Below are 16,019 nucleotides of genomic sequence, written 5' to 3' on the forward strand. Positions count from 1 at the left end.
GCTTTTTTTAAGACCTAATACTAGAATGAAAAACAAAATAGCTTTATACTAAAGATTCAGGGAAATCAGAAGAGGCATAATTTGCGTCCGTTGTAGTTTATTTGCATAAAAAATGCTAAACTATTACTGTAAAAAAATACACTACAATGAATGCAGCCAAAAGGGGTGTAGGAGATGATTAGTCAACTTTCATGGAAAGTTGGAGGCCAACAAGGTGAAGGAATTGAAAGTACAGGAGAAATCTTCTGTATTGCATTAAACCGATTAGGATATTACCTATACGGTTACCGCCACTTCTCATCACGTATAAAAGGCGGCCATACAAATAATAAAATTCGTGTAAGTACAACAGAAGTACGCGCGATCTCAGATGATTTAGATATTTTAATTGCTTTTGACCAAGAAACAATTGATTTTAACTTCCACGAACTACGTCCAGGTGGAATTGTAGTTGCGGATGCGAAATTTAATCCAACAATACCCGACAATACAGATGTAAATCTATATGTGATACCGTTTACAGATATTGCTTCAGAATTAGGCACATCATTAATGAAAAACATGGTTGCTGTTGGAGCATCAAGTGCAGTATTAGGATTAGACGAAACAGCTTATTTAGATGTTGTTGAAGAAATCTTTGGTCGTAAAGGAGAGCAAGTCGTTCAAAAGAATATGGACGCAATTAAACGCGGCTCTCAATATATGAAAGAATTACTAGGTGAGAAAGTAAACATGATGCAGCTTGAAAAAGCTGATGGTAAAAAACGCATGTTTATGATTGGAAACGATGCAATCGCATTTGGTGCGGTAGCTGGTGGTGCTCGTTTTATGTCAGCATACCCAATCACACCTGCATCAGAAATTATGGAATACTTAATTAAAAAATTACCGAAAGTCGGCGGAACAGTAATTCAAACTGAGGATGAAATTGCAGCTTGTACAATGGCAATCGGCGCAAACTATGCTGGTGTTCGTACATTAACTGCATCTGCTGGTCCTGGTCTGTCATTAATGATGGAAGCAATCGGTTTAGCAGGTATTACAGAAACCCCATTAGTAATTGTTGATACACAACGTGGTGGTCCAAGTACGGGATTACCAACGAAACAAGAACAGTCTGACTTAATGGCGATGATTTACGGTACGCATGGTGAAATTCCAAAAATCGTAATGGCGCCAAGTACAGTTGAAGAAGCTTTCTATGACATTGTAGAAGCATTTAACTTATCTGAAGAATATCAAGTTCCTGTTATTTTCTTAACAGATTTACAGCTTTCGTTAGGAAAACAAACAGTAGAACCACTTAAATTAGATAAAGTGGAAATCCGTCGTGGTAAGCTTGATTTAGAAGCAGAATTACCAGAACGTGAAAATAAAGCATACTTCAAGCGTTATGAAGTAACTGAAGACGGCGTTTCGCCGCGTGTTTTACCTGGTATGAAAAATGGTGTTCACCATGTTACAGGTGTAGAACATGATGAAACTGGAAAGCCATCGGAATCAGCAATAAACCGTAAAGATCAAATGGACAAACGTTTCCGTAAAATGGAGAACTTGAAGTTTAATACCCCTGTTTATAAAAATGTTAAGCATGAAGAAGCAGATGTATTGCTTGTTGGATTTAACTCAACTCGTGGTGCGATCGAAGAGGCAATGACGCGTTTAGAACAAGAGGGTATGAAAGTAAACCATGCTCATGTGCGTTTAATTCACCCGTTCCCAACAGCTGAAATCGATCCACTTGTGAAAAAGGCGAAGCGTGTTGTAGTAGTAGAAAACAATGCAACAGGTCAGCTTGCTAACATTATGAAAATGAATCTTGGTAATGGTGAGAAAATTTCTAGTCTTTTAAAATATGATGGAAACCCATTCTTGCCGAAAGAGATTTACAACGAATGCAAAAAAGGGGTTGTATTAAATGGCAACATTTAAGAACTTTCGTAACAGTGTAAAGCCAAACTGGTGCCCAGGTTGCGGAGACTTCTCAGTGCAAGCTGCAATTCAACGTGCAGCAGCTAACGTTGGCTTAAATCCAGATGAACTTGCTGTTATTTCTGGTATCGGCTGTTCAGGCCGTATTTCAGGTTATATTAATTCATATGGTGTGCATAGTATTCATGGTCGTGCCCTTCCAATTGCACAAGGTGTGAAAATGGCAAATCGTGATTTAACAGTTATCGCTTCAGGTGGTGACGGTGATGGATTTGCGATTGGTATGGGACATACAATCCATTCTATTCGTCGTAATATCGACATTACCTACATCGTAATGGATAACCAAATTTACGGGTTAACAAAAGGGCAAACTTCACCACGTAGTGAAGCGGGATTTAAAACGAAAAGCACACCACAAGGTTCAATTGAACCATCACTAAATGTAATGGAAATGGCTTTAACAGCTGGTGCGACATTTGTGGCGCAAAGCTTTTCGAGTGATTTAAAAGAATTAACACAAATTATTGAAGCTGGTATTAACCATAAAGGATTTTCATTAATTAACGTATTCAGTCCATGTGTTACTTATAATAAAGTAAATACTTACGATTGGTTTAAAGAGAACTTAACGAAACTAAGCACAGTAGAGGGATATGATCCATCTAATCGCATGATGGCTATGCAAACGTTAATGGAAAATAACGGTTTAGTAACAGGTTTGATTTATCAAAATACTAAGCAACCATCATATCAAGAACTTGTTAAAGGCTATAGTGAAGAGCCTTTAGTGAAATCTGATTTAAATATGGATCAGAAAATGTTTGATGAGCTTGTTGCTGAATTTATGTAATGTAAGAAGAGGAGGTTGCCGATTTGGCAACCTTTTTATGTGCAAAAAATATAGGGTAGTTTTATTTACTTAGAAAATTCAGAATGGTAAAATAATATGTAAATCGTTGTATGAAAATGGCAAGTTCATTGCTTATGAAATGTAAGATAATAAAGGGCCTCTGAATTGTTAAAATTGGCGAAACACGTCATACTATGGTAATGTTTATAGGGATAAAGCAATATGCTTTTGGGTAGGACAACAAGAAATGATAAAAAGGGAATGTCTATTTGCGTGGGGAAGACTTCATTCTTATGAATGATTAGATTGATTACTCAAGTTTCAAAGGACAAGTTATCTCCAAGCTATCTAACCATTTTTGAGGTGAGTCTAAGCGCATTAAAATGGACTATAGAGTGTGTATAGTTAAGGGTGAAAGGAGATTACCGATGAACGAGCAACAACGATTAGCAAGTCAACAAGCAAATTCCTCTACGAAAAAAGAAGAGAAAGATTATAGTAAATACTTTGAAAGTGTATATCAACCACCTTCCTTAAAGGATGCGAAAAAGCGCGGGAAAGAAGAAGTTAAAATTGAACGGGATTTTGGATTACCTGAAGAGTTTCGCAATTTTGGTACAGGCCGAAAGTTCTATATTCGTACATATGGTTGTCAAATGAATGAGCATGATACGGAAGTAATGGCAGGTATTTTCACAACACTTGGATATGAACCAACTTTTTCAACTGAGGATGCAGATGTAGTTTTATTAAATACTTGTGCGATTCGTGAAAATGCTGAAAATAAAGTGTTTGGTGAACTAGGCCATTTAAAGTCACTCAAACGAAGAAATCCGGACCTTTTAATTGGTGTATGTGGTTGTATGTCTCAAGAAGAATCTGTTGTAAATAAAATTATGCAAAAAAATCAGCATGTAGATATGGTGTTTGGAACGCATAATATTCATAGATTACCGTACATTCTAAAAGATGCGATGTTCTCGAAGGAAACGGTAGTTGAAGTATGGTCAAAGGAAGGCGACGTAATTGAAAACCTTCCGAAAGTACGTCGTGGTGATATTAAAGCTTGGGTAAATATTATGTATGGCTGTGATAAGTTCTGTACGTATTGTATTGTACCGTATACACGCGGAAAAGAGCGAAGTAGACGTCCAGAAGATATTATCCAAGAGATTCGTCATTTAGCTGCAAATGGTTATAAAGAAATTACGTTACTTGGACAAAACGTAAATGCATATGGTAAAGACTTTGAAGATATAGAATACGGTCTTGGCGATTTAATGGACGAACTTCGTAAAGTTGATATTGCCCGTATTCGTTTTACAACGAGCCATCCACGTGATTTCGATGATCACTTAATTGAAGTGCTTGGCAAAGGTGGCAACCTAGTAGAACATATCCATTTACCAGTTCAATCTGGAAGTACAGATATGTTGAAAATTATGGCGCGTAAATATTCACGTGAGCATTATTTAGAACTTGTAAGAAAAATTAAAGAAGCAATTCCAGATGCAGTATTAACAACAGATATTATCGTTGGTTTCCCAAATGAAACAGATGAGCAATTTGAAGAAACGATGTCGTTATATCGTGAAGTAGGATTTGATACTGCCTTTACATTTATTTATTCTCCTCGCGAAGGTACACCAGCTGCAAAAATGAAAGATAATGTACCGATGGAAGTAAAGAAAGAACGTCTTCAACGCTTAAATACACTAGTAAATACGTTGGCAATTGAAAAGAATAGTCGTTATAAAGGTCAAATTGTAGAAGTGTTAGTTGATGGGGAAAGTAAAAATAATCCGGAAGTACTTGCAGGTTATACTCGTACGAATAAACTTGTAAACTTCGTCGCTTCAAAATCTTTAATTGGTCAGCTTGTGAAAGTAAAAGTAACGGAAGCAAAAACTTGGTCTCTTAACGGGGAATTAGTTGAAGAGCCGATGGAGGTGAAATAATAGATGAAAGTATATTCGAAAGATGACATTGTTGAACAAGCGAAAGAATTAGCAAAAATGATTTCTGAAACAGAAGAAGTTGATTTTTTTAAGAAAGCAGAGGCGCAAATTCATAAAAATGAAAATGTAAAGCGCGCAATCGATGAAATTAAAGCACTGCAAAAACAAGCAGTAAACTTGCAACATTACGGGAAATGGGAAGCTTTAAAAAAGGTAGAAGCTGAAATTGATGCATTGCAAGATAAGTTAGACAGTATTCCAGTCGTACAAGAATTTAAATCTTCACAAACATACGTAAATGACTTATTACAGTTAGTTGCTAGTACAATTTCTAACAACGTAACAGATGAAATATTAATTTCAACTGGTGGCGATGTACTTAAGGGTGAAACTGGCGCAGCGGTAGAAAGTAAAAAAGGAAATTGTGGTTGTTAAAGAGATGTCATATTGACATCTCTTTTTTTTAGTTGATTAAACGTAAGTTCTTCTCAAAAAAAGAATGACACATTCCGCTATTGTCACGCATATGATTAAGTGAATAGTGATTGAGGAGGGTTACGAATGTCCGAATTTAGAGAGATTATTACAAAAGCAGTGGTTGGAAAAGGACGTAAGTATACAAAGTCAACGCATACATGTGAATCGAATAATGAACCAACAAGTATTTTAGGGTGCTGGGTAATTAACCACTCGTACGAAGCAAGAAAGAATGGGAAGCATGTGGAAATTGAAGGTTTCTATGATGTGAACACTTGGTATTCATTTGATGGAAATACAAAGACTGAAGTTGTAACAGAACGCGTGAACTACACGGACGAAGTCAGCATTGGTTATCGTGATAAAAACTTTTCTGGTGACGATTTAGAAATTATTGCTCGTGTTATTCAGCCACCAAATTGTTTAGAAGCGCTTGTATCACCAAACGGTAATAAAATTGTAGTAACTGTAGAACGTGAATTTGTAACAGAAGTAGTTGGAGAAACGAAAATTTGTGTAAGTGTAAATCCTGAAGGCTACGTAGAATCAGATGATGATTTCCAAATTGCTGATGATGAATTTGAAGAATTAGATCCGAACTTTATCGTTGATGCAGAAGAAGAGTAATAGAAAGCTAGGGAGAAGTTCTTCCTAGCTTTTTACTTTACATAAGAGGCGCTGAATGAACATGATTCTTTATGAAATATGTTATAATGAAGATAGACTCCTGAAATAGGAGATATGGATGTCCGTGAAATGTGACATATATGAAAATTGATTACTATGTAAGAATTATGGAGGAAAAGTATGACGCAATATACCCCTATGATACAGCAATATTTAAAGGTTAAGGCAGACTATCAAGATGCCTTTTTATTTTTCCGATTAGGCGATTTTTATGAAATGTTCTTTGAAGATGCCGTTAAAGCAGCTCATGAGCTTGAGATTACATTAACGAGCCGAGATGGTGGCAGTAGTGATCGTATACCGATGTGCGGTGTACCCCATCATGCAGCTAAAAACTATATTGAACAACTTGTTGAAAAAGGATATAAAGTTGCTGTTTGTGAGCAAGTGGAAGATCCAAAAACAGCTAAAGGTGTAGTGCGCCGTGAAGTAGTACAACTAATTACGCCAGGAACGATGATGGAAGGGCGTACAATTGATGAGAAAGAAAACAACTTCTTAGCCGCATTAACACATTTTGAAGATGGATCATATGCTTTAGCTTGTAATGATTTAACGACTGGACAAAATACAGTAACGTTATTGACTGGTTCAGTAGAAGATATTTTATTGGAAGTGTATGCAACTGGTTCGAAAGAAATTGTTGTAGATTCTTCATTTTCTAAAGATGAATTAAATAAATTAACTGAAACGTTAAAAATGACAATTTCATATGAAGATGCAACGGCAATTCCTGAAGGATTAGAACATCTTGTGAAAAATGTTTCGCAAGCAAAGTTAATTAAAGCAATTGGACGCTTATTTAACTATGTGATAAGAACGCAAAAACGTTCATTAGATCATTTACAACCTGTAGAAATTTATTATACGAATCAATTTATGAAAATTGATGTGCATTCAAAGCGAAATTTAGAGCTGACGGAAACACTTCGAACGAAAGAAAAAACAGGATCATTATTATGGCTATTGGATAAAACAAAAACAGCTATGGGTGGTCGTATGTTAAAACAGTGGATGGAACGTCCACTTATTCAGAAAGAAAAAGTTGAAGAGCGTTTAGAAATGGTTGAAACATTTGTAAATGATTACTTCTTACGTGAAGATTTAAAAGAAAAATTAAAAGAAGTATATGATTTAGAACGTTTAGCAGGAAAAGTTGCATTTGGTAATGTTAATGCAAGGGACTTATTACAGTTAAGACGATCTTTACTTCAAGTGCCAGCTATTTTAGAAGCGATTAGTTTGTTAGATAATGCTTATGCAGCAAGGTTAATTCAAGGGGCGGATCCATGTGAGAGCTTAACTGAATTACTAGGAAGAAGTATTCAAGAAAACCCACCGCTTTCTATTAAAGATGGAGATATTATTAAAGACGGTTATAATGACAAGCTTGATCAATATCGTTACGTTAGTAAAAACGGAAAAACGTGGATCGCTGAGCTTGAAAAACGAGAGCGTGATATTACAGGAGTTAAATCGTTAAAAATCGGGTACAATCGTATTTTCGGCTACTACATTGAAGTGACGAAGGCGAATCTTGCAGCACTTCCAGAAGGCCGCTACGAACGAAAACAAACGCTTGCTAATGCTGAACGTTTCATTACAGATGAACTGAAAGAAAAAGAAACGTTAATTTTAGAAGCAGAAGAAAAAATTGTACAACTAGAATACGATTTATTTACAGCGCTTCGTGAAGAAGTAAAAGTATTTATTCCGAAATTACAACATTTAGCAAAAGTAATTAGTGAATTAGACGTACTGCAAAGTTTTGCGACAGTTAGTGAAGAAGAACAGTTTGTAAAACCTGTACTAACAACGAAGCGTGAAATCTTTATTAAAGATGGTCGTCATCCTGTCGTTGAAAAAGTATTGAACGGGAAATTGTATGTACCGAATGATTGTATTATGCCAGAGAAGATGGATGTCTTTTTAATTACAGGACCGAACATGTCTGGTAAAAGTACGTATATGAGACAATTAGCACTTGTAACTGTTATGTCGCAAATCGGTTGTTTCGTACCAGCAACAGAAGCAGTATTACCTGTATTTGATCAAATCTTTACGAGAATTGGTGCAGCGGATGATTTAATATCAGGTCAAAGTACATTTATGGTCGAAATGTTAGAAGCGAAAAATGCAATTGCAAACGCATCAGAAAGAAGTTTAATTTTATTCGATGAAATTGGACGAGGTACATCTACGTATGATGGTATGGCACTTGCACAAGCAATCATTGAACATATTCATGACCAAATTGGTGCAAAAATGTTATTCTCTACGCATTATCATGAATTGACTGTGTTAGAAGAGAGTTTAGATCAACTGAAAAATGTACACGTTTCAGCAATTGAAGAGAATGGAAAAGTAGTATTCCTTCATAAAATTCAAGATGGAGCAGCTGATAAAAGTTACGGAATTCACGTTGCGCAACTTGCAGAGCTTCCAGATAGCTTAATCGCCCGCGCGAAAGAAGTGTTAGCACAACTAGAAGGACAGGAAGAAATTATTATTCCAAAGCGTGTAGAAGTAAAGGTACAAGAAGTTGTTCCAGAACCTGTAGTTGTAAAAGAAGAACCGGCAGAAATACAAGAAAAGAAAGAAGAGACTGAAGAAGAGTCACAACTATCTTTCTTTGGAGGAGACCAATCTTCAAAAAAACAAGACAAGCCTGTGCTTGATCAAAAAGAAAGCGCAGTACTTGCGCAAATTAAAAAAATTGATTTACTTGATATGACACCTTTAGAAGCGATGAACGAATTGTATCGCTTACAGAAGAAGTTAAAGAAAGGATGAGTAAGTAGATGGGGAAAATTCGCAAACTCGATGACCAACTCTCTAACTTAATTGCGGCGGGGGAAGTAGTAGAGCGCCCTGCTTCAGTCGTAAAAGAACTTGTGGAAAATTCTATCGATGCGAATAGTACATCTATTGAAATCCACTTAGAAGAAGCTGGGTTATCGAAAATTCGTATCATTGATAACGGTGATGGTATTGCAGAAGAAGACTGTATCGTCGCTTTTGAACGCCATGCGACGAGTAAAATTAAAGATGAAAACGATCTGTTTCGCATAAGAACACTCGGTTTCCGCGGTGAGGCATTGCCGAGTATTGCCTCTGTTAGTGAATTAGAATTAATTACTAGCACAGGTGATGCGCCTGGTACACACCTCATAATTAAAGGTGGAGACATTATAAAACAAGAGAAAACTGCGAGCCGAAAAGGAACAGATATTACAGTACAAAACTTATTCTTTAATACACCAGCGCGTCTTAAATATATGAAAACCATTCATACGGAGCTCGGGAATATTACAGATATCGTGTATCGTATTGCAATGTCACATCCAGAAGTATCGTTAAAACTGTTTCATAATGAAAAGAAATTGCTTCATACATCAGGTAACGGTGATGTAAGGCAAGTACTTGCATCGATTTACAGTATTCAAGTTGCGAAGAAGCTTGTTCCAATTGAAGCTGAATCTTTAGACTTTACAATTAAAGGCTATGTAACATTACCAGAAGTAACAAGAGCATCTCGTAATTATATGTCAACGATCGTAAATGGTCGTTACGTTCGAAACTTTGTACTAATGAAAGCAATTCAGCAAGGATACCATACATTACTGCCAGTCGGCCGGTATCCAATTGGCTTCTTATCGATTGAAATGGATCCAATGCTAGTTGACGTTAACGTACATCCAGCGAAGTTAGAGGTTCGTTTTAGTAAAGAACAAGAATTGCTAAAGCTGATCGAAGAAACATTGCAAGCTGCATTTAAAAAAATACAGCTCATTCCAGATGCAGGCGTAACAACGAAGAAAAAAGAAAAAGACGAAAGTGTGCAAGAACAGTTCCAGTTTGAGCATGCAAAGCCGAAAGAACCATCTATGCCGGACATTGTTTTACCAACTGGCATGGATGCAAAACAAGAAGAACCGCAGGCTGTGAAACAGCCACCACAACTGTGGCAACCGCCGAAACAAGAATGGCAACCACCACAGTCGCTCATAAGAGAAGAGCAAAGTTGGCAACCATCCACTAAACCGATAATCGAAGAACCAATTCGAGAAGAGAAATCGTGGGACAGTAATGAAGAGGACTTTGAACTAGAGGAATTAGAAGAAGAAGTTCGGGAAATAAAAGAGATTGAAATGAACGGGAATGACTTACCACCACTTTATCCAATTGGACAAATGCATGGAACATATATTTTCGCTCAAAATGAAAAAGGCTTATATATGATTGACCAGCATGCCGCGCAGGAACGTATTAATTATGAATACTTCCGTGATAAAGTAGGAAGGGTAGCGCAAGAAGTACAAGAGTTACTTGTACCGTACCGTATTGATCTATCTCTTACTGAATTTTTACGTGTCGAAGAACAGTTAGAAGAACTAAAAAAAGTCGGGCTATTTTTAGAACAATTCGGTCATCAATCCTTTATCGTCCGCTCGCATCCAACATGGTTCCCGAAAGGACAAGAAACAGAAATTATCGATGAAATGATGGAGCAAGTTGTTAAACTAAAAAAAGTTGATATTAAAAAGTTACGTGAAGAAGCAGCCATTATGATGAGCTGTAAAGCATCCATTAAAGCAAATCAATATTTAACGAACGATCAAATATTTGCTTTACTTGAGGAACTTCGTACAACAACAAACCCATACACATGCCCACACGGAAGACCGATTCTTGTGCATCATTCTACTTATGAGTTGGAGAAGATGTTTAAGAGGGTTATGTAGAGTGAATAAAATTACTTTTCAAAAGGGAGCAACATTTACTGTTGCTCCCTTTTAATATGTAGATTTAATTGTTAAACGAAAATAAGGTGGAGTAATTTTGCAGTTTATTTCTTGGTTGCGTTAGCTTAAATTTATCTATGTATAAAAAAGCGCTGTATACAGCACTTTTTAAAAGGTGCATGAATTTATAATAAAGATTTCTACATTACTAACCAAATAACTATGCATGGCCAAATGTTGCTTCTTATTTGGCTAATTGTTATAAGGATCTATACAATTATTTATTTTTATTATTATTGATTTTTTCAGTGTATAGAACTTGCTCTTTATAGTGCTTCTTAATTGGAAAGTTATGTGTACCTGTCCCGTTCTTGAATTTTTTGTCAATGGGGTTCTTTAGAGGAACTGTTGTAGTTTCAGTAAATTCATATGGGTAATTTATTTTAGATTTATCTTCAAACATGAAAATGCCTCCTTTTAGGATCTCCTAAATTCTTTACTATAACATGATATGCATATAGATATTTTTTGGACTAGTTATTTATATAGGTTAATGGAATTTAATTACATAACTACTGAAACATTTTAAAGGAAAACAATTTGAGAAAGAAATGGTATGAATAGCTGTTGGCTCTTATTGTTGTTTTTTTGTTTGACAGCACAGTGAATTATGTATATAAATTCAATATAGATTGTTTTTATAATATGGTTTATATGGGATTTTTCTGATAATATAATGTGGAATATTATAGTGTTATTAGGTTATTAGGAACATTTAATGCTGTTTCATAACTGAAAGGGAATTGAAAAAAAACTGAAACTTTTCTCATAAAAATTCAATCTAACTTGAAAAATGAAAGGAAAATGAAATTTTCCAAAAGATATTCTTTGTTAAGATAAAAAGCATACATACAAAAAGTATTGACATATCTTAAAAATGTATTTTCAAGATATAGTGGGGGAAAAGATGAGATTAGAAAAACAATTAATAAAAAAAATGTATTATGAAACATTCCTAATGGAGAATGAAACAAAACCAACTCTTGACGTACTTGGACAAGCTTATGTAAACGAAGAAAAAAATGAGATTTCTGATGGGTCTTATATTCGTTTTGCACAAGGTGAATTTTATTATCGTCATCAAGATTTTGAATCAGCTATTTTTAAATGGGAGAAGGTTAGTAATGAATTAGCACCATGGGCACAAAAAAATATTGCGGATGCTTATTTCGAACTTAATCAGTTATCATTTGCTGAAAATATTTATACTTCTATTACCACTGATAATAAAATATTGATGACCGAAATTAGACTACAATTACTTTCTCTTTACATTGAGCAAAATAATTTTGAATCAGCTTTCGGTGTTATTAAAGAAGCAGTTTCTTTAAATCCTGATTATCCGAATGTCACAAAAATTGCCCGTTCCTTTTATGAGGAACAGCAAGATTTTGATAGTGCAGTAGAGCTTGCTGTGAATGAGTTAATTCGCATAGAATCGTATCCTTGGTTTGAGGTGTTAAAAGGATATATCGATAAAGGGTTTACTAAACATATTTCACCAGACTATTTTTATGATGCATTAGCTACATTAAATAATGTAGATCAAGTACAATTTACGCAAATGGTTTCATCACTCTGGAACAGTTATAAAAATGAAAAAAATTACTTATTGTGGCTTAACACAATAAATGAATTTTTCTTACATATTGAAATACATTCGTCCGATATATGGAACAAAGTTTCTGCTCTTTACGAAGAAACGTACTTTGCATTAATTCAAGGTCAATATACGCTTAGACAATTAAATGATATCATACCAAATCTGTTAGCAAATTGGTTAAAGGTAGTCAATCCATCTTATGCTGTATTTCCATCTGCAGCTGTATTGGCATGGGATGAGATTTTCCCTTCCAAAATAGATTCAGCAAATATAGAACATGCGGAAAACTTACTGTCACATTCTATTAATCATGTAAATGGCTTAGAGTACAGCTTACACCTTTTTGAATCTATTACACAATGGGCACAAAAGCACAATATAGAAATAGGTCACCGATTTAAATGGCTAGTTGACGAGCTCGCAGATTTAAGAACAAATCGTATTTTAGTAACGGGAACTTCAGGAAATGGAAAAACTACATTTATTAACTCTATATTAGGAGAAAATATATTAGAAAAATCAATTTCAAATATAGTAGTTTTAAAAAATGATGCTCATATAGAAATAAACGCTATAACAGACTCAGCAATTACAACAACGGAAGATGTCTCTGATTACCATAATATGATGTCTCAGCACCATCAAACATATAGAGATAGAGCGTGTGTTGAATTTAAATTACCATGCAGATTTTTAAATGAAAATAAACTTACATTTGTAGTGACACCTGGCTTTAATAGGAATGACGACACTAGAGATGAAATATTCGAATATTTAAATTCTGTAGACGAATTACTATTCGTATTGAATGCGGATTCACCTTTTACTGATAAAGAACGTGACATTCTATTAAGTATTCAAGAACATACGCCAAATTTACAAATTCATTTCTTATTAAATAAAATCGATAACATTTACAGTGAAGCAGAAGTGAAAAGGGTATTACATGATACGGCAACGAGAATAAACACATATTTCCCGCATGCGAGAATTTTCCCTTATTCTTCGTTATATACAAGTAGTCAACAATTAAATGATTTAACTGAGTTTATTCATTTTAACTTTAATCATAAACATATAGATGCAGAACGTAGTGAAAAGTTATTATATTTCATTCGAAAAACAATTACATATCTTTTGGATAAACGTGTTGAGAAAGAAAACAATCTAGTGGATGCTATTAATTGGAATGAAGATATGCTAGTGAAACTAAACGGTAGCATTAATAACCTTACTGCATTTGAGCGGGAAAAAATTCATCTCATTACACAATCATATCGTTCAATGAAAACTGAAATTACAAATGATCTTACTGAAAATATTCCGAAGATATTAAAGAGCTGTTCTAATTTAATTAGTGAAGAAAGTGATTTCGGGCACATGGATACGGAACTAAATAAAGCAATGAATGAAAGAGTGCATAAATATTTAGAACAAACTGTATTACCTAATCTTGCTCTTTCTATGCAAAATTGGATTGCAACTTCTAATAATGAGCTTCTTCAAAGTCAAACGTATTTAGAAGAACTTAGTGAAGGGCTTAATTCACTATTTGGAGAAAATAGAATACAGTTAGAATGTGACTTTAAAGTGCTTGATGACTGGCGCAGAGATACTGACAGGATGACGACTAGAATACAAATGGATGAAGTAAATATTTTACGTCGATTTACGCCAGCACAATTTTTACTGAAAAGTGCCGGTAAATTATTTGGAGTTCTTCCTAAAAATAAATCTATGCTATATAACAAATACAAACAGTATGTAGAAAATGAAGATTATACTGAGGTAACGGCTTCTATTATGAAGAAATTTTTCTTGCAATTTGAGCTATTTGAAAACACACAAGAGCGAGATATTAATATATTCTTTAGGAATCCATTTAACTCCTTAAAGCAAGCTGTAGAAAACACGCATATAGAAATACAAGAAAAACAAGAGATATTACATAAGATGAAATCAAATCCTGAAATCTATCATGATTCTATCATGCTCTTTGAATTGAGATTGCGTCAATGTGAAGTAATTTTAAATATTGGTAATGATAATACCTATACGGATGTAGCTTTAGAAACAAGCGTAGAATAAAAGAAAAAGGGAGCAACTGTAATAAGTTGCTCCCTTTTTCATATATAGATTATTTTTCTGTTTCTTTAATTTTAGTTTGTACTTCGCCAGTTTTAATTTTATTGCTTTCTGAGAAGCGTAATAAATCGCCTTCAATAATTTTGTCAGACATTCGTAATTCATTTTGGGCACGTTTAATGAGGGCTTGAGCTTCTTTTTTTGGTAAATCTACAATTTCACCTGTTATACGGTCGTAGAAAGTGTTGTTTTTGTATGCATACTTATCTGTAACGAAGCTACCATCACGTAAAACAACAAAGCCAGTATATTCATCTGAAAACATATCATGGCCAAAACGAATATCATTCGTAGAATCAACACCTAATAAATTTAGAATAGTAGGTTTCATATCGATTTGTCCCGTAGGCTTTGAAATAGTTTGACCTTCTGTTTGTCCAGGAATATGAATATATAAAGGCGTACGTTGTAAATTTAAAGTATCAAATTCTGTTATTTGCTCTTTTTCTAAAAACTGTGCCATTGCACGATTATGTTTTTCGGAAATACCATAATGATCACCGTATAACACAATAATAGAATCATCGTAAAGCCCCTCGGCCTTTAGACGTTCAATAAATTTTTTAATTGATTCGTCTAAGTAACGATCAAATACGCCATTACCAGAGTTGTATGGTTCAATGAATTTTGTATCTTCATCATACGTAAATGGATAATGGTTTGTTAAAGTGAGGAAACGAGCATAGAATGGTTGATTAACAGTTTTTAATATATCTACTGATTGATCAAAGTATTCGATATCTTTTAATCCCCAATTTAAATTTGTTTCTGGTGTAATTTTGTAATCAAGCTCATTATAGTAACGATCATAACCAAGAGCAGAGTACATGATATTACGATTCCAAAATGTTGCGTTATTCGCATGGAATACAGAAGTGAAATAACCTTGCTGACGTAAAATTTCTGGAGTCGCAGTATAATCATTGTTACCGTGTGTGAAGAATACAGCCCCTCGATTTAATGGATACAACGACGTATCGATTAGAAATTCAGAATCGGATGTTTTCCCTTGACCAGTTTGATGGAAAAAGTTATCAAAGTAATAACTTTCATTTATGAATTCATTTAGGAATGGTGTAACTTCTTGCCCATTGACTGATGCTCCTATTAAGAAGGTTTGCAAGGATTCAAGAGTGACTACAATTACGTTTTTTCCTTTCGCTACACCAAACATATTAGGGTTTGGCTCGCTTTGGTTTGCTTTTACGTAGTTTTCAGTTTCTTGTAATTTACTACTATCAGCAAGCGCTTTTTGTGAACCGGCTTTTACTTGCAGTGTTAAGTCATATACTTGATGAGTATATAAGCCTAAATTTTTGACAAGCATTACTCGGTCGAATGATCTCGTTAATAATTCGGGGCGCTCTTTTTCTGCAAGATGTAGATTCGCAAAGAATACACCAATTGTTAAAAGAAAGTATAACAAGCGTGTAGAATGAGTTACACGTTCGGTTTTAAAGACCAATGATTTCTTTTTTAATAAAATAGAGGGTGTTGCAAAACTAAAATAAATATGCAATGTTATGAATCAGAAAAACTAGCTGAACATGCAATAGATA

Annotated in this window: 9 protein-coding genes and 1 pseudogene; 8 read left to right on the forward strand and 2 right to left on the reverse strand. The window is 34.6% G+C overall.

Features of this window, described 5'->3' with window-relative positions; genetic code table 11:
• Positions 1 to 174 precede the first annotated feature (174 nt).
• The 7 genes from ACQRBL_RS19000 (at position 175) to mutL (ending at position 10,652) form a co-directional block, all read left to right on the forward strand.
• On the forward strand, positions 175 to 1,932 hold the full coding sequence (locus ACQRBL_RS19000; protein ID WP_000625417.1) for a 2-oxoacid:acceptor oxidoreductase subunit alpha: 1,758 nt from the start codon (positions 175 to 177) through the stop codon (positions 1,930 to 1,932).
• On the forward strand, positions 1,919 to 2,785 hold the full coding sequence (locus tag ACQRBL_RS19005; RefSeq protein WP_411996011.1) for a 2-oxoacid:ferredoxin oxidoreductase subunit beta: 867 nt from the start codon (positions 1,919 to 1,921) through the stop codon (positions 2,783 to 2,785). Before ACQRBL_RS19000 ends, ACQRBL_RS19005 begins: the two co-directional genes overlap by 14 nt.
• A 428-nt stretch (positions 2,786 to 3,213) precedes the next feature.
• On the forward strand, positions 3,214 to 4,743 hold the full coding sequence (gene miaB / locus ACQRBL_RS19010) for a tRNA (N6-isopentenyl adenosine(37)-C2)-methylthiotransferase MiaB (protein WP_411996012.1): 1,530 nt from the start codon (positions 3,214 to 3,216) through the stop codon (positions 4,741 to 4,743).
• A gap of 3 nt (positions 4,744 to 4,746) precedes the next feature.
• Entirely contained in the window at positions 4,747 to 5,178 is a 432-nt protein-coding gene (locus ACQRBL_RS19015; protein WP_000870460.1) for a RicAFT regulatory complex protein RicA family protein, read from the forward strand.
• A 126-nt stretch (positions 5,179 to 5,304) separates the two neighbouring features.
• Positions 5,305 to 5,847, forward strand: coding sequence for an outer spore coat protein CotE (gene cotE / locus ACQRBL_RS19020; RefSeq protein ID WP_411996013.1), 543 nt, complete (start codon positions 5,305 to 5,307; stop codon positions 5,845 to 5,847).
• A 180-nt stretch (positions 5,848 to 6,027) separates the two neighbouring features.
• On the forward strand, positions 6,028 to 8,700 hold the full coding sequence (gene mutS / locus ACQRBL_RS19025; protein WP_411996014.1) for a DNA mismatch repair protein MutS: 2,673 nt from the start codon (positions 6,028 to 6,030) through the stop codon (positions 8,698 to 8,700).
• Between the two features lie 8 nt (positions 8,701 to 8,708).
• Complete coding sequence (gene mutL / locus ACQRBL_RS19030; RefSeq protein WP_411996015.1) at positions 8,709 to 10,652, forward strand: DNA mismatch repair endonuclease MutL; 1,944 nt, start codon at positions 8,709 to 8,711, stop codon at positions 10,650 to 10,652.
• Between the two features lie 277 nt (positions 10,653 to 10,929).
• On the opposite strand, the gene ACQRBL_RS19035 is transcribed toward mutL, so the two are convergent.
• Complete coding sequence (locus ACQRBL_RS19035) at positions 10,930 to 11,115, reverse strand: hypothetical protein (protein WP_000461138.1); 186 nt, start codon at positions 11,113 to 11,115, stop codon at positions 10,930 to 10,932.
• A gap of 504 nt (positions 11,116 to 11,619) precedes the next feature.
• On the opposite strand from ACQRBL_RS19035, the gene ACQRBL_RS19040 reads away from it, so the two are divergent.
• Positions 11,620 to 14,403 (forward strand): dynamin family protein, encoded by a 2,784-nt coding sequence (locus ACQRBL_RS19040; RefSeq protein WP_411996016.1) that lies wholly within the window; start codon positions 11,620 to 11,622, stop codon positions 14,401 to 14,403.
• Between the two features lie 49 nt (positions 14,404 to 14,452).
• Here the strand turns inward: ACQRBL_RS19040 and ACQRBL_RS19045 are convergent.
• Positions 14,453 to 15,946: pseudogene (locus tag ACQRBL_RS19045) on the reverse strand (LTA synthase family protein); the annotation flags it as partial.
• Positions 15,947 to 16,019 lie beyond the last annotated feature (73 nt).

Source organism: Bacillus sp. AF62 (assembly GCF_050312695.1).
GTDB lineage: Bacteria > Bacillota > Bacilli > Bacillales > Bacillaceae_G > Bacillus_A > Bacillus_A cereus.

Coding starts and splice junctions, on each gene's coding strand:
- ACQRBL_RS19000 (WP_000625417.1), top strand. CDS start 175: ATGATTAGTCAACTTTCATGGAAAGTTGGAGGCCAACAAGGTGAAGGA.
- ACQRBL_RS19005 (WP_411996011.1), top strand. CDS start 1,919: ATGGCAACATTTAAGAACTTTCGTAACAGTGTAAAGCCAAACTGGTGC.
- miaB (WP_411996012.1), top strand. CDS start 3,214: ATGAACGAGCAACAACGATTAGCAAGTCAACAAGCAAATTCCTCTACG.
- ACQRBL_RS19015 (WP_000870460.1), top strand. CDS start 4,747: ATGAAAGTATATTCGAAAGATGACATTGTTGAACAAGCGAAAGAATTA.
- cotE (WP_411996013.1), top strand. CDS start 5,305: ATGTCCGAATTTAGAGAGATTATTACAAAAGCAGTGGTTGGAAAAGGA.
- mutS (WP_411996014.1), top strand. CDS start 6,028: ATGACGCAATATACCCCTATGATACAGCAATATTTAAAGGTTAAGGCA.
- mutL (WP_411996015.1), top strand. CDS start 8,709: ATGGGGAAAATTCGCAAACTCGATGACCAACTCTCTAACTTAATTGCG.
- ACQRBL_RS19035 (WP_000461138.1), bottom strand. CDS start 11,115: ATGTTTGAAGATAAATCTAAAATAAATTACCCATATGAATTTACTGAA.
- ACQRBL_RS19040 (WP_411996016.1), top strand. CDS start 11,620: ATGAGATTAGAAAAACAATTAATAAAAAAAATGTATTATGAAACATTC.